9 protein-coding genes are annotated in these 15,698 nt (G+C 49.1%); all 9 read right to left on the reverse strand.

The window, feature by feature from the left end; all coding sequences use genetic code 11:
- Nucleotides 1-118 precede the first annotated feature (118 nt).
- The 9 genes from ACJ2PR_RS09880 to ACJ2PR_RS09920 all read right to left on the reverse strand — a co-directional run bounded on the left by ACJ2PR_RS09880 (nucleotide 119) and on the right by ACJ2PR_RS09920 (nucleotide 15,544).
- Nucleotides 119-2,956, reverse strand: coding sequence for a methyl-accepting chemotaxis protein (locus ACJ2PR_RS09880; RefSeq protein WP_446876888.1), 2,838 nt, complete (start codon nucleotides 2,954-2,956; stop codon nucleotides 119-121).
- A gap of 179 nt (nucleotides 2,957-3,135) precedes the next feature.
- On the reverse strand, nucleotides 3,136-3,636 hold the full coding sequence (locus tag ACJ2PR_RS09885) for a chemotaxis protein CheW (protein WP_446876889.1): 501 nt from the start codon (nucleotides 3,634-3,636) through the stop codon (nucleotides 3,136-3,138).
- Nucleotides 3,637-3,638: 2 nt separating this feature from the next.
- On the reverse strand, nucleotides 3,639-4,001 hold the full coding sequence (locus tag ACJ2PR_RS09890; RefSeq protein WP_446859350.1) for a response regulator transcription factor: 363 nt from the start codon (nucleotides 3,999-4,001) through the stop codon (nucleotides 3,639-3,641).
- A 66-nt stretch (nucleotides 4,002-4,067) separates the two neighbouring features.
- Nucleotides 4,068-4,232 carry a hypothetical protein gene (locus ACJ2PR_RS09895; protein WP_446876890.1) on the reverse strand — a complete coding sequence of 55 codons (165 nt, stop codon included), beginning with the start codon at nucleotides 4,230-4,232 and terminating at the stop codon, nucleotides 4,068-4,070.
- 7 nt (nucleotides 4,233-4,239) lie between these two features.
- Nucleotides 4,240-5,298 (reverse strand): response regulator, encoded by a 1,059-nt coding sequence (locus tag ACJ2PR_RS09900; RefSeq protein WP_446859282.1) that lies wholly within the window; start codon nucleotides 5,296-5,298, stop codon nucleotides 4,240-4,242.
- A gap of 884 nt (nucleotides 5,299-6,182) precedes the next feature.
- Entirely contained in the window at nucleotides 6,183-8,777 is a 2,595-nt protein-coding gene (gene bcsA / locus ACJ2PR_RS09905; protein WP_446876891.1) for a UDP-forming cellulose synthase catalytic subunit, read from the reverse strand.
- Nucleotides 8,778-8,857: 80 nt separating this feature from the next.
- A complete protein-coding gene (locus tag ACJ2PR_RS09910; protein WP_446865836.1) occupies nucleotides 8,858-11,269 on the reverse strand; it encodes a cellulose biosynthesis cyclic di-GMP-binding regulatory protein BcsB in 2,412 nt (803 codons plus the stop codon).
- Between the two features lie 223 nt (nucleotides 11,270-11,492).
- On the reverse strand, nucleotides 11,493-13,820 hold the full coding sequence (locus ACJ2PR_RS09915; protein ID WP_446865837.1) for a tetratricopeptide repeat protein: 2,328 nt from the start codon (nucleotides 13,818-13,820) through the stop codon (nucleotides 11,493-11,495).
- Complete coding sequence (locus ACJ2PR_RS09920) at nucleotides 13,817-15,544, reverse strand: hypothetical protein (RefSeq protein WP_446876892.1); 1,728 nt, start codon at nucleotides 15,542-15,544, stop codon at nucleotides 13,817-13,819. The genes ACJ2PR_RS09915 and ACJ2PR_RS09920 overlap by 4 nt, the downstream gene beginning before the upstream one ends.
- Nucleotides 15,545-15,698: the final 154 nt, after the last annotated feature.

Genomic DNA, 15,698 nt, shown 5'->3' on the forward strand with positions numbered 1-15,698 from the left:
TTTTTTAAGGGGAACTCAAAGAAATCGCCGCTGCAAAGATGGTAGACAATGCCCACGACTGAAAGCTGCTGGTCAGGTCGGACGCGATTTTTTGATTCAGGGTTGACTTCAGGTTAAGTTAGCTGATTTTGAATGTGCCGACAGATGCTTGAAGTGCCTGGGCAACTTCGACCGTTTGCCGCAATGAGTGAGAAACTTCCAGGGAGAATTTAGAGGTGTTGCCAGAAATGTGAGCAATTTTTTCCATCAAAGTGGTGATAGTTTTGGAGGTTTGCACCTGAGAGACAGTAGCGGTAGAAATCGACTGTACTAGCTGATCAAGTTCGCGTGAAACCCCGACAATGTTCTCTAAGCTTTGTTTAGCGCTTTCTACCGATCGCGTCCCTTCTACAACCTGAGTCGTGCCCTGTTCCATTGCTTGCACAACTTCGCTAGTTTCTCGCTGAATCGTCGCAACAATCTGTTCGATTTCGCGGGTAGCAGTGGCCGATCGGGTCGCTAAATCAGCCACTTCTTCGGCCACCACCGCAAAGCCCTGACCATCTTCACCTGCACGAGCGGCCTCGATCCCAGCGTTAATGGCTAGTAGATTGGTTTGCATCGCGATCTGGTTGATCAGCGACACCACTTTAGAAATTTGTTGAGACGATTCGCCCAACCGTTTCACCTTTTTAGTGGTTTCGCCAATGGTTTCCCGCAGACCCAAAATGTTGCGGACTGTCAAATCCATTGCTCCCCCTCCTGCTTCGGCGGTGTTGAAAGCAGTGCGGGTGACGGCGGCAGCTCGTCGAGCATTGTCCGCAATTGACTGAATAGAAGACATCATCTGCTCCACCGCATTTAAGGTCTGAGTCGTCTCCTCGGCTTGCTTGAGCGATGTGTCGGCTAGATGGCGAATAGATTGTTCATTGTCGTTGAGGGCAGTGTTGACCTGCACCGCAGACTGCTTGACCTGAGTCACAATCTGCCGGAGACTTTCAACGATCGCGTTAAAGAAGTCAGCCACAATCCCAATGTCACCCGCTGTCACATCTGCCCGCACGGTGAGGTCTCCCTGGGCAGCTCCTTCAATGTCTTCTAGTAGCTGCAAGAGTTGAGTTTGTAGTTCCTGCTGCTGGTGCTGACGCTCTGCTGCCGCCTGGCGGGCCTGTTCGCGTTGACCAAACAGTTCTACTTGCTCTAGTACAAAGCCGACCTGTACAGCCGCTTGACGCATAAAATCGAGGTCAGCATTGTGCCACGATCGCGGGACAGAGCACTGATGCACTACCAGCAGACCAATTAATTGGGCATTCACCATAATGGGAGCAACGATACTGGCTTTGATCTGAAAGAGGTCGAGTTGAGTTCGATAACAGGGATCGAGTTGGGCGGTGTCAATGTCGTTGATCGCCTGAACCCGGCCTTGCCGATACTTCTCGACATAGTTTTGAGCAAAGCAAGGATCAGCAATGTTGGCATTGAGTGTCGAGTTAAAGCCAAAAGCAACGGATTCGGCAACAATGCTGCCTTGCCAGGTGCTATCAAACAAATAAACGATCGCGCGATCGACTTGTAGCGCCCCCCGCAGATCTCTCACAGCCGTTTTTAACACGTCATCAAAGCTGACAGCTTGTTGAAGGTTGGCGATGACGCTTCCTAGACGCTGCGATCGTTGGGCATTTAGTGTCTGCTCGTCTAACAACAGTTTTAATTGACTAGCCATCTGGTTGATGTTGAACCCCAGCATTGCCAATTCGTCTTGTCCCTGGACGGGCAGGCGAGTGTCTAATTCCCCTTGTCCCAATTTTTCTACTCGACTAGCCGCGACCAACATCGGTTCGATCATCCGTTTTGCAAGCAGAGCCGCTATCACGCCGACTACTACTGCTGTAAGGAGTGTGCCGACTCCGATCGCAATCAGCAGTTGATACAAGGGAGCAAAGACGGTAGTGGTATCCTCAACCAACCAGGTTTCCCAACCGAGTGGAGGAAGTCCTTCTAGGGTTGTGGGCGGACTATAGCTCACGAGTTCTCCAGCCCCAGATCGATTGTTGCTCACAACGCTACTAGCAATTTTAGCTGCTCTCAAGGAGGCTAATGAGGGGGTGGTTTGCGGGGCTTCTCGTCCCAAATTCTCTTTACGGGAAGACACAAAAATCTTGCCAGTCGAGTCAGCAAGATTATACTCTCGTCCCTGTGTTAGATAGGGCTGAACGACCTCTCCTAAGCGACTTAAAGGAATCACCGTGCGAACGATCGCAATCATCTTACCGCTCACAGCATCCATCACGGGAGCCGCCAGGTAAACCACAGGGTCGCGACTGAGGTTAGCAACAACGCTCTCAATGTAGGGCGTATCGCTCTGTAGTACCGCCTGGAAGTAGGCTTCAGTTTTCTGATTAGGAACATTGCGTCCTTTAGACTGTGCGATCGCATCCCCATTCAGGTTGAGTACCGCTACACTTTCATAGATCTCAGAGGCTTCTACAAATTTATTGAGTACGGACTGCTTTTCTTCAGAAGAGGTACTCTCTCGGACTTTTTCAATCGTCAACAAAGGTAACTGAGCCAGAACTTGCACATCATCATAACGCTCTAGCATAAAGCGATTGACCTGATCAGATAGCTTGACTGCATTAGCCTGTCGGGTGGCGCTAATTTGTTGGCGCAAGGAGTGGTCTGTCAAGGTAAACGCGATCGCCCCAACACTGAATACAGGCAACACGCCAATGGCAATCGCCAAAAGTGTCGCTTTATTGCCCAACCCTACTTTCTGCCAGCACCGCACTAAGCGAGAACGGGGAGGATTAACCATTTCAGAATCGACCTGTGGCATCAACCGATCAGGGGAGCGATCGCTCGGTAACGGAGTCCGCGATTCGTCGGGTTGTAGATCGGGCAGTCCGGTGCGCGAGGAAACAGGTTGAGTCGTCTGCTGAATTCGCTGATTACTAACATCGATTTGGTCAACCATAGGGCAATCGGATTAAGTGAGAACAATGAGAAATGGCAAGTATCAACAACAGGTCAACTAAAATCTTGGGATTGGCGGAGAAGCTGAGACTGTGAACCTTTGATTTTTAGTCCAGAACCTCAGTTCTTAAAGCCTTGTTGAACAAGGAAGACGATGTTGAGCCAGAGGCAAGCAGTGAGCTAATGCTGATGTAAAACTGAAGACTGTAAAATTGCCTCAGTATCTAACGCCAAAAACAATTGTTGTTCCTGAAGCACACAGCCCCGCAAGTAGCCAACCAAATGGGTAGCAGCATGACTGGGGGGTGGTTGAATCTCGTCTGGCGGTAACCAAATCATGCCCTCGACTCGATGCACCGCTAGCGCGATCGCTTGAGCGCCTGAGCGTACCAGAATCAGATCATACTGTTGGGCCCGACTATCTAGCCGACCAATCCCTAACAACTTGGACAGATCGACGGCCCAGAGAACGTGACTTCGCCGATTTAACAAGCCCAGAATACAAGCAGGCATCTTGGGCATGGCACTCAACCGTTGAGCAGGTAGCGCGAGTACTTCCTGAATCGACTTCATCGACACAATGGCGGGGGTGTCAGGGGTTAGTTCAAACTTAAGATAGGCTTCACCCAACACTTTTTGAGGGTTTTGAGCAGCGACGGTCAGTGCTGAAAGTCCCGCCATGACTAGTCTCCTAAAGATTTAACGGCGCGGATCAACTCTTCGCGAGTAAAGGGCTTGGTAATGTAGATGTCAGCACCCTGGCGCATTCCCCACAGGCGATCGATCTCTTGGGACTTAGAAGAACAAATAATCACGGGCACCTTTGCGGTTTCTGGCTGTTTCTTCAAACTTCGACAGAGTTCAAAGCCGCTCATCCCAGGCATCACAACATCGGTAATAATCACATCGGGCTTGAGTTCTATTACTTTGTCGAGCGCTTCTTTGGCACTTAAGGCTCCCACGACAGTATACCCCCCTTCCCGCAGATAATGGCTCAGTAATTCCATTTCTGAGAGGGTATCCTCAACAATTAAAACCGTACTCATTAGGGTCAAACTCATATAACGAACCATTCTCCTGAAAGCATCGCCCTGCCATTCTTAGAGATTTGACTAATTGCGGTGTCCAACTACACGCAGCGATTTAGCAAAGCTTTGAACTTCGACAGACAGTGCAGTTTTTAACCAGCCATCCGGCCAGTATTCTTGTTGGATTAGTTGTCCATTACTGCCCTTTTTAGAAGTAGCCAGCGGATTGTTGAAACCCGCTTTGGACAACTTCGTTTTAGGTCAGATGTTTGAACACCATTTTGAGCAACTCGGTTTGAGTAAAAGGTTTAGTCAAGTACCCTGATGCCCCAACTAACTTGGCTTTCGCTCGATCGATAAACCCGGTATTGCCAGTCACCATGACGATTGGGGTATTCTTACAGTTGGGATGCCGCCGCAGTAGTGAACAAAGCTCATAGCCGTCCAGATTGGGCATTCCTACGTCAAGTAAGATCAAATCTGGTCTACTCCGCACAACTTGCATCAAGGCTTTAACGGGGTCATTGATCATTAAAACCGAGAATTCTTCCTCCTCCAAAAATGAATTAATCGACTGTAAAATTGTGGGGCTGTCATCGATACAAGCGATCGTATGGCGAGTTCTAGAACTGCTTGCTGAAGCGGCTCCTCCATTGCGATTAAAAGTCTTTAACTGAGCCGAGGATCGCGAAAATTCTTGCTGTCTGCTACTAGACGTTGGTTCAGGTAAGCGTTCTACTACGGGTGGAGAAGGAACCGCAGCGGGAGACTGTCTAAACTGGCGGACGCGGAGTTGATTGTGACAATGCTCGACCAGCGATCGCAGGTCAAGCTGGCACAGATTTGGATAGTCTGCAAACTCACGCTTCTCGACGACCTCGTAGCTTCCTTCATTGATCACCAAAAAAGACTCAATGACTTCTTTAGCGATCGCTTCGATCAAGGCGGTAGCTTGAGCCAGGTTGAGATAATGTTGTTCAACTAACCAGCGGATCGCTTGAAAGTCGGCATTGGGGGTGAGTCGATGCTCAGGATTGGTTTCAAACAACACTCGCACCTGCACCCGGACTGCACTCACTAACCCTGGAATCTGACGACTGAGGTGACGGAGATGGCGATCGAGCCGCTCAAATGGATCGACGGAACTAGAGGCGTAGGTTAGCCACCCTTGATCTAGGTAGATGAGCCAATCCGTTGATCCATCTACAACCCGGAGACAACCACTGGAGTGGCGGCTAATTAATTGAGCTAACAAACTAAGTGGGTGTAGTCGTTGAAAAGGTTGCTGTTCCACTGTAGACAGGGTGTTCATCATTGTTCTGCTTTTTGTGATGATATCGCGCAAATCACTGAATCAAATCACTGAATCAAATAGGAAATCCTGTAGTCTCCATTGAGAAGAGGGAAGACGATAACCAGGAGCTATGTTAATCAGTTTAATTAAGCTGACCTATTTACTAAAAAGGTTACTGCGAGGATTGCGAACTGAACAAGCAATCTCAAAAGCTAGTAACTATCTCTTAAACATCACCCTATTAAGACCTCATAATATGGATAAATGGGATCAATTGCTATACCTTTAAAGCTGACTTTACATTAAATTTAAATCAAACCTAGTAGAGTAAACCTCTTGCTACTCCTTCCAGGGTTAACACAGGAAAATAACGAGTATTAAAGAGGAGTTTGACGCAGAAATAAAATTCTAAAAAGCAGTGGTTTTATCACTTGTTAGCACCTGAAACGATAGATTTCTGAATGAGCTTTATCGATGAATTTTAGATGTGCTTTAAGCTACTAGTGTCTTGAATTGCTGACCTGTAAGAGAAGCCGCCATTGTTGCTTTCGATTTCATGTTGCTGCGCTGTCAAAGGAACTTAAGTTTGATAATTCAAGATTTGAGTGATTAGAGTTCAATCCGTAAAGTGAATTAGCTATGTCTTAATTTAAACAACTCGCTTACAAATACTCATGTAGAGATATATCTTTTTTCTTGAGAATGTCATCAAGATACATCTATAAATTAGTTCTTCTTAGCTTTCAAAGTAGGCTCAAGTTAGTTTTATGAAACTCCTAAAACTTATCAACAGGTAATTCTTACAATGCACAACTCTAACTTTATGTCCCCCTTCTTAAGGAGGCTAGGGGGGATGTAACTTGTTCTGCTACCAGCAATATGACCTTTAAGGCACCCTCTCAGCCTTAATCGGAGGGATTTAGGGAGCGCAGCAGTTGCTTAATCTTGTCAGACTGTTGGCGGTGGAGTGAGTCTGGAAAAATTAGTTCTAGAACAATGCGATCGCGGGTGACCACTGAACTCGGACTCAAATTGCGGCTGATGGTTTGGGGCAAAAATCCGATCGTTTGCACCTGCGCTACTAAACTCTGTGGCGTATATTGCGTTTCGCTTGTCGCAATCAACAGACCCAGCAGAGGTTTTGTTTGTTGGATTAGCGCCAGCTTTAACCAGGGGTAGTTATCCATTTCCAGACGCACCTCTCTAGCTCCCATTGCTGTAATCTTTACCCAGGGAATCTGATCGCCCCAGCCCTCCCAGGAAACTTGCGCTGGTAGCTGCATCTGCTGGCGAACTTTCATCCCTGCTTCTGGTTGCAGTTCTCGAAAGACTCTGATGATGCTGGTGGTGATAAACTTGAGCGATCGTAGATGGTGATCACGTTCTAGACGTTGCTGAGAATACCATTGTTGAACATCTGAGTAGAGTACTACAATCAAATCGTCTAGTTGGGTACGGCTAGGATTAATAAACCTCACGGCTAACAAAGCCTGGAGCCGACTGGTTGCAGTTCCCCGAATAATTTGAGCATTTAACAGCGCTCTGGCACCCCAATCCCCGATTAACTCTACCCGCACTTCGTCGTGAGTATTGGGCCAAACATCCAACATAATTTGACACCCCGTTTCGCTAATGTTTACGGTCTTACCTGTCCAGCTTTGGTCGCTGCTGTGAATGATTGCAGTCAACTCGCGAGGTAGACGGTGAGATTGCCGCAGTTGAGGTTGTTCAAAGGCTACCAAGCAGGCGGCGACTACTAATAGCAGATTAAAAATGCACCAAAAGGCATTGATCAGCACAGCCTGCGCCTCACCGGGACTTAACATCAACCAAAAAGGCACCGCTAACAAAGATGCAGCAGTCAACGTTCCTAAAATCACAAGATACCGCACACTTTCTAAATCAAAGCTACGCTTGCTGACGGTTAAGCCTTTGTCGGTCACGTTAAAACTTCCCAATTTAGGATTAACGAGCGCCAACAGCGTGACAATGCCCGCCTGGAAAGATAGCGCAAACTCATAGATTTCATTCCAAAACGAAAAGCGTACATGCTTATAAGGAATGTGATTTGTCTGCATCGATAGAATGATGTGAGGTAAGGCATAAAACAGCGTTTCAACGCCCAGTCCTTTGACAGGATTGACTCCCAACAGCAGGTAAAGCGTTGGTGCAACTACATACATCAAGCGCGGAAACCCAAAGAAAAAGTGAGAGGTCGCACTAAAGTAGCAGATTCGCTGTGCTAGACGTAGATTGAGCTTGCGATTAAAGAGCGGATTTTCTAACCGTAAAATTTGCGCCATGCCCCGCGCCCAGCGAACTTGTTGTCCCACATAAGCTGAGAATGTTTCGGGGGCTAACCCTGCCACCATAATTTTGTCGTAGTAGACCGTCTCATAGCCGAGGGAGTGTAAGCGCAGCGAGGTGTGACAATCTTCTGTAACGGTTTCGGTCGCAATCCCGCCAACCTCTAACAAATACTCCCGCCGAATCACCGCAGCCGAGCCACAAAAGAAGGCCGCATTCCAGTAATCATTGCCCTTTTGCAGCACCTTGTAGAACAATTCATTACCAACGGGAACTTGACCTGCGGTGAGTAGATTTCGCTCAAACGGGTCAGGATTGTAGAACCAATGAGGGGTTTGTACCAGCGCTACTTTGGGATTGGTGAAAAAGCCTACCGTATGTTGCAAAAAGCCCCGTGCGGGAATGTGGTCACAGTCCAAAATTAGAACTAAGTCACCGTGGGTTCTTGGTAAAGCCGTGTTGATGTTGCCTGCTTTGGCGTGGTTGTTGTCATCGCGAGTTAGCAGAATACAGTCGAGTTCTTCGCAGAGTTGTCTCAAGGCTTCACGGCGGTTCGCAAATTTTTCGGCTCGCCCATCATCCAGAATGTAGACCTGTTTTTTAGCCATCGGATACTCGATCGCCAGGGCCCCCAGTACCGTTTTGCGAACGATCTCAACGTCTTCGCTGTAGGTTGGGATGTAGACATCTACGGTCAAAAGCTGTTCTGGTGTGAGACTGGACAGAGGAATGGGCTGGCGATCTTTACTTTTTAAGGTTTGAAAGTAAGACAGAAACAGCGTCCCAACCGCATACATTTCTGCAATGTATAACAGCACCGAAAATAGGGTGTTGAGCCAACCATCAAAGTTAATGGTGTAGTTGGTGCGGTAATAAAAATACCGTCCCGTTGTGAGGGCGCTGATGGTCAGTAGAAATAAGTGCAACTGTTCGCTGTGATGGCGATCGGCAGATTGTTCCTCCCAACGCAACACGATCGCGCCGACTGCGACAAGGATGACTGCCAAGACACCCTGCTCCCAACTAGCCAGACGGATTGTTAGCAGTGGCAAACAAAGCCACAACCCAGCCCCCAACAACATCAGCGTTTGCCGTCGTCCCAATCCTTTTAAAAGATGGTTTGCAGCATCAGGCAAGTGATCGACTAGCCAGCTTAATAAACCGTCTATTCTCAATTTTGGTAAGTTGGACATGGGCACTAGGAGAATCATGGGGCTTTGAATCTTGAATTAAATCAACTGAAACACTGAATGACTGGGCGACAAATCTACTATTAACGCTTCCGCCTGACAGGTTTTTCTAGTTCTGAATCGACTGTAGGTTGGCTAAAACGTTTTAGATAGGATTGGAAAATGGCGTAGAGGAGAAGTGAGGCAACGATGGTAAAGGGAGCAATGGTAAACCAATTGTTCCAGAGCGATCGCCAGATTTGTCCAAATACATTCGCGTCGGTGAGTTCGCGGGTTTGGCGAGCATTTTGTAAAAACTCCAGGCTGTAGGCTTGGGGATCGTAGGGCGAGGGATTTGCGGTATTGGCTTTAATTAATACCGTGTCGTTTTTGAGTTGATAAAACAAATCGTCGCGGCTGAGTAAATCGCGCACCTGTGCTAATCCTTTGTCTGTTTGTCCGCTTAAGGTGAGTAAGACACGATCGGCGTTCCAGGGTGAGACAATTTCTTTGATTACGCCCTGTTCGTCAGACAAGGTTTGGAGTTGTGCCTCGTTAAGCTGGCGCGAGAAGAGTGCTTTTAAGTTAAACCCTCCGGATTCAAAGCCTTGGGTGAGAGGAAGGTTGTTTCGGGTGCCGATGGCGATGAGATGGCGATCGTTGCGAATCGGGTTGGGTAATTTGCCCTGGTACACATCCAATTTGACGGATTCAGCCCGACTGATGCGGCCTAGTCGTTCGGACAGTTCTAGCATTAACAACAGATCGGCAGACGTAGGGTTTTCGGGGACTGCGATCGCCGTGCGAGACAAATCCTGCGGAGCCGCAAAGGGAAACCCATATTGCAATAGTTGCAGATCAGGAACTTGGGCAAGTGTGTCACGTTTGAGGTCAAAGTGAGTGTCGTTGTGAAGGGTCGCCCACAGTTGTTGATCGGTCGCACGATTGCACGATCGCCGTTCACGAGGATCAAGTTGAAACCGCACCTGAAGCTTAGAAAATGGCTTGATGCGATCTTCTGGTAGCGTTAAGCGCATGGTTTGCCGCACGGCTCCTTGGTCAGAGTCAAGGCGATTACCCTGCACAGCAACTCCATCCAGTTGCACTTCCATCATGGAGGTGAGTGGGTTGACCTGGGGACTATAACTAAAGCGCAAATCCACTACATTGCCCGGCTTAAAGCGATCGTCTGGCAAGGCACGAAAATCGATTTCGATCGGAGGCGCTTCGGCCCCGCGCACAGTGACATCTGAGAATGGTTTGTTGTCAAAATCTCGAAGATCACTCAGGTTAAAGGAATTCGTCGTTGGCAAGTAGGCTGGCCATTCTCGTAGGGGCGGCGTGGGCACTTCGTCTACTGTCTGAATGATCAGGGTTTGTCCAGTTCCTAGTTGACGATCGCGGGCTTGAATCAAAAACTGTACGGCTTTAGCAACCCCTGCTTCCCCATTGCCCGTTGCGACTAAAACCAGCTTTTCGGTTTCTACTTTAGTCCAGAACAAAACACCGACATCGGCAGGAAGAGGCTGTTGTTTTTGATCCAGAATTTGCCCATTTTTGAAAGCGATCGGTGCTTTGAGTGTAGTTAATATGGGTTGAGTTTTGGGTGTCCCAACAATAACTAGTTTCTCATTGGGTTGTAGGGGGTCAGAGGCTTTTAACAAGCGAGTCTCGATCGGGCGAAATTGAGCCAGTCGTCCCAGTGAGGCTTGTAGTCGCGCTGTGGTTGTCAGCCAGGTTTCATTCATCTGGTCGGGCAACAGATAAGAAATCTGGTTTGGTTCTAGACTGAGCTTGTCATAGAGCGGGTAGGGATAGCGGTTAAAGTCTAGCGCCACGGGCTGTGGCTCAAAGTCAAACACCAGTTTAGAATCGGGCAGTACCTCAGTCCACAATGACGGATCAAAGGGATCTTGGGTACAGGTGGGGGAGTTGTTTTGCAGAGCCGCAATTACAATTTCGTTGTAGTCCTGCAAAATGCGAGTCGGCACATCATACACCGCATCAGCTAACTCACCTTCTTTACGATTGAGAGGCACACTTCCAACGCTGGTGCCGTTAACCAAAACAGTGAGATTCGATCGGGTTGCATACAACGCTGGAGAATGTCGAAACCGCAGCATCACTTTTGCGGATTTAGGTTGCCAATTTTGCGGGCGAGTCACCTGTAGTCGCGCTTCGTCATAGATGCCTTGAAGTCGGAGGCGATGTCCCACGATCGGGCTACGATTAAACTCCAACACATACTGACCCGCTTTAGCTGGCTGAATGAATTCTGTTGGTTTGACGGTTCCTGGCTGAGGATTTTCTTCCTGGGGCTGTATGGGTTCTACATTGGGCGACTTGGGAGGTGGCATCTCAGTCGCTGCATCGGGAGCGGTGTCGGCGGCAGGCTGATCGGGAGGTGGGGTCTGAGCCTGAGCGATCTGAGGTGGGGTGACGAATAACTGCCAGCCCAGTGAGCTAAGGAGTATTCCTAAAATAAAAGCATTAAGGATTCGCGATCGCCGATTCATACCCCACTCCTCTGATAGACTCTGTTACCGTCTCTGTTGTTTGTGCTCACTAGCCAGAGGAATGGTTGATTCCCCCTCTCGCCTGCCACCTGTCGCTGTCTCAACCCCATACCTGATATCACATTCATTCTGTTAGTCACCTTCATTCCACAATCCATACACCCTCGACATCACCGAACCACAAACAATTAGACAGAAGTCGCCACAGGTCAAATTGCCATTCCTAGTACCGTTCCCAGGCGGGTTGAAATCCTCGTCGCTTGAGGCGATCGACTTCTAGCTGGATAATGCGATCGGATAGCTGAGAATCTGGTGTTGCTTTCGCCGCTCGTTCAGTTTGGATAGTTCGCAACTGGTGAAGGGCCGAGAAGGCTTGATCTTGGGCCAGATCAATTTCAGCTAGAATCCGTCGGGTCTCCCAATCTGGTTTCAGCGCTAGAATCTTGCGATACAGTAGTCTGGCTTCGTTTAATCGCCGTTGTTGAAAGCGCACTCCACCCAAAGCACTCAGTGCATCTAAGTTGTCAGGCTGACGCTGCACGATAGTTTCATAAGCACGACTCGCCAGATTGAGATCGCGCAACTGTTCGCCTAGTTCACCCTGGATAAAGTAAGCAGTGATACTGTCAGGGTTGCGTTCAATCATCTGACTAACGCGGGATTTTGCCTGTGCCGGATCGCGCATCGCTAACACTTGAATCAATCGCCGCTGAATGGCTAAGTTATCAGGATCAATCGCCAGCAAGGTATTGTATAGGTCTTCTCGTTGGGGAGCAGCAGGTAAAACGCCGACTAAGCTGAATAACTCAGGGGGGGGATCACTCAGTTGAGCTTGCGATCGACTCAGCCATTGATTTAATGCAGCTTCTGCGTCTACTTGAGTAATCCGACGAGCGCGGTAAGCCAGCCCAACCTGACCCAGCCTGATCTGCTCATCCTGCGGGTTTAGCATCAATAGTTGGTCATACGCCTGCATCGCTTCGTCAAACCGTCCCTGCTGCTGTCGAATGCCAGCTAATCCGAGTAGAGCCTGTCTGCGAATTGTCGCTTTGGGATTACGAGCAACTAAGGCTTCGTAGCGTTGAGCACTGACATCTAGTTTTGCTTCCCGTCGTTCAACTTCAGCTAGTAGCAATTCAGTCGTGAGATCCTGCGCCCCGATCGCACTGCGCTGATAGGCTGCGATCGCTCCCTTAGCTGCCCCAAAATCGCCCGTTTGCAACAGCATTTGAGCAATTCGATAGTTGAGAAATGGCACATCCACACGATTCTCTAGTAGGGACTGATAAACAGGCAACAGGTCAGCATCCGGAGCTTCTAACTGCGCCAGCGATCGTGCCAGGCTTTGCTGCTCTGCGACACTCGTGGGTAAGGGTTGCAACAAGCTCTTTAACTGCTGGCTCAATTCACGCCGATTGATGGTTCCTAGCTGTCGCTGTAAGCCTAATTGTTTGATGGTCAGACTGAGATCCGGTTGAGCAATCTGCTGATAACGCTGCAATGCTTCGGCGCGGGTGTCTGGCAGTTCACTCAACACATCTGCAAATTCGATCGCTAGCCCCCTAGATGGACTAGCCTCCTGCTTTAGCGCCAGACGATACAGGTCGATCGCTTGCCGAAGTTGTGTAGTATCTCCGGTTTGACGAGCGATCGTACTCAGCGCTCTTGCTAATGGCAGGGTTGCCTGGGGGTCGGTGCGGAGCGGTTCTAAGACTTCTGCGGCTCGATTGGAGTTACCTGCGAACTGATACGCCAAAGCTAAAGAGGTTCGCAGTTCGGCAGAGGATGTTGCGGTCAACCGGGATTCTAAAAGCTGAACGGCGGCGGCTGGATTGCCCGTTTCGCGGAGGGCTGTCGCATAGGCAGGTAGCGCATTATCTGGCACCGTTTTTCCGAGTTTGCGATAGCGATCAAATAGCCTCAATCCCTCCTGATAATCACCGCTAAACGTGTAGATTTGCGCGGCTCCCAAAATCACCTCTGGTTTAGGACTGCGGGGCAGCACCAGTTGATAATCTGCGATCGCTTCGGTAAATCGGCCCTGATAGCCCAGTAGTAGCGCCCGTTGCGATCGACTTTGATCATCGTTCGGATTTAGCGCTAACAGCGTCGTCAGGGCTTCGATTCCCTTTGCCTGCCAAACCGGACGATAGCTTCCCAGAATGCCCACCGCGGTCAAGGCAGCGCGATTTTGAGGATCTAACTGTAATACCTGCTGATAAGCGTTCCAAGCGTTGGCATCCTGTCCAGCTTTTTGATAAGCGATCGCTAACCCCAACCGATCATCCAGCGATCGAGGATTCCTTTGCAAAGCTTGCTCAAAGGCTTTGATCGCTTGATCCACCCAACCTTTGTTTAATAAGGTGTAACCAGGACTTGCGGGTTGAGCCAGAATTGGAGTGACGGTGCCCAGTGTTAGAATGCTCGCGATCGCAACACTCAACAATCGATAATTGAGCCAGGAAAGCTGACCAGACGGTGCAATCTTCTCTCTAGTAGATTGAGTCTTTTGATGCTCAACGTCTTTGATAACGTCTTTGATATTGTTCATCTTCTCCCCCGTGGACTCACATCAAACTCTGTTCTCAAGCGAAACCCAACCACCGTCTCTGAGAATTCATTTCGTTGTTGAACCATCACCCCAGCCCGCAAAAACTTAGACACTCGCAGGTCGTAATAGACCTCTAAAACATCCGGAACTTTGGCATCCGAATCGCGACGCAGATCTTCATTGGATAACTGTCGTCCGTAGCCAATCCCCAGGCGATCGTCTCGTCCAAACAAATCTAGCCAGGTCACCCCAAAACTGAAGGTATCACCGCCCTGCCCCAGCGTCATGTTGTCATAGCGCCCATAGCGCCCAAATAAGCCCATTTTTAACTGTGGGATATAAACTTCTGCATTAATTCCGTAAGCAGTCTCTCGATCGCCACTGGCTAACCCAAACCCATCGTCGCGAGGAAACTGAAAAATCTCCCGGAACCCCGTCCGCCGTCCAGCATCTCTAGAAGATACATAGGTGCCCCGAATGATAGCGGGCCCCAAGCGCACTCCCAACTCTCCCGCAAAGCTATCTAAAGCAAACTGGCTCAAGTCGCGGTTCGCCGAAAAGGTTGCCGCCTTGACTTCGATATTGTCGGTCAGATTCCAGTTGGCCAGCACTCCAATCCGCGATGAGACTCCCGCCGCACTTAAAGCTGGATTGGTTTGAAACGCTAGATTAAAAAAGTGACTCGCGCCATCTTTGGCGAAACTGTTGCGATCGAAGTAGGAGGTTAAATCCATTAGTCCCACCACAAACCGCAACTCTGGCAGGTTGGCAGGCGAGGTGGCGAAGTACAACTCGTTGAGGTCTAATCCCGTTCGGGGTGAATCAGCAAAAGCATTGCCAGTTGTCAGATCCACGACTGCCCCAAACATAGAATGAGGCGTAATGGCATAGGTTCCTGTTACCCTGGCTCTCGCTGACGATTCACTTCCTTCCTGTTTGAAAACGCCCTGTAGTTGAATCGAGGGCCGTCCCAAAATTGCGCTTCCCTGCCGTCGGACATCCGCTGAAGGCAACGGTTCTGAACTGGCTTGAGCCAACGTTGAACCATCAGGCAAGCTAGATACTGTGGAATCTGCACCATTTGAGAACCCGACAAATCGCTCACTGCCAACATAGCTTGTCATATTAGCGGAATCGACCCAAGGCGCACTCGTCGATCGCTCTGGTGGCAGCGTCATCAACCTCGACTCTCCCATCCCTCGAACATCGCCCTGCGCCAGGTCTAATTCTGTCTGTGGCAAGCTACCGCGTGACTCTACGACTGCCCCAAACATAGAATCAGGCCGACTCGAATAGGTCGCCATCACTCTGGTATCTAGCCTGGGATTGTCTAACTTAGCGCTATCTAATGAATCATTCTTTTGTTTATAAACGGCCTGAGATCGAGTAAATGGCGTGGCTGGGCTGTTCTGGGATTGGACGATCGAAGGTGGAGATTCTGCGTTGGCGATCGCTGTTTCGTCAGGCAAAATAGACGCAACAGAATCCGGACTAGTCACCTCATCTGAGAAGCTAGCAAATTTTTCACTGCCAAGATGGTTAGTCAGACTGGCTGGATTGATCAAAGGCGCATCTTCTACCAGCTCCGGCGGCAGCGTTGCCAACACTGGCTCACTCAATCCACTAATCCCTGCTCCCGTGAGCGCTAATAGCCCAACTGCTCTAAGCCACAATAACCGATTCAGCCTGCTAGCGTGAATCGAGCGTTTAACCTGAGAATACATACTTTCTCCTCAAAATGGCATGGCACACACAATCAGTTATTTAGAACCGATCGTTAGAACTGAATTCTGGATGTGTGTCATCTAAAAGTCAGTGAATTTGACGTACAAGAAATTTGGCGTTTTTTGCAGAGAGACGGTTTCTCTCAAGCTAAAA

This window comes from Phormidesmis sp. 146-33 (assembly GCF_052939515.1).

Excerpts from the sequence above, each read along its gene's own strand:
- ACJ2PR_RS09880 (WP_446876888.1), bottom strand. The coding sequence starts at position 2,956 with ATGGTTGACCAAATCGATGTTAGTAATCAGCGAATTCAGCAGACGACT.
- ACJ2PR_RS09885 (WP_446876889.1), bottom strand. The coding sequence starts at position 3,636 with ATGGCGGGACTTTCAGCACTGACCGTCGCTGCTCAAAACCCTCAAAAA.
- ACJ2PR_RS09890 (WP_446859350.1), bottom strand. The coding sequence starts at position 4,001 with ATGAGTACGGTTTTAATTGTTGAGGATACCCTCTCAGAAATGGAATTA.
- ACJ2PR_RS09900 (WP_446859282.1), bottom strand. The coding sequence starts at position 5,298 with ATGATGAACACCCTGTCTACAGTGGAACAGCAACCTTTTCAACGACTA.
- bcsA (WP_446876891.1), bottom strand. The coding sequence starts at position 8,777 with ATGTCCAACTTACCAAAATTGAGAATAGACGGTTTATTAAGCTGGCTA.
- ACJ2PR_RS09910 (WP_446865836.1), bottom strand. The coding sequence starts at position 11,269 with ATGAATCGGCGATCGCGAATCCTTAATGCTTTTATTTTAGGAATACTC.
- ACJ2PR_RS09915 (WP_446865837.1), bottom strand. The coding sequence starts at position 13,820 with ATGAACAATATCAAAGACGTTATCAAAGACGTTGAGCATCAAAAGACT.
- ACJ2PR_RS09920 (WP_446876892.1), bottom strand. The coding sequence starts at position 15,544 with ATGTATTCTCAGGTTAAACGCTCGATTCACGCTAGCAGGCTGAATCGG.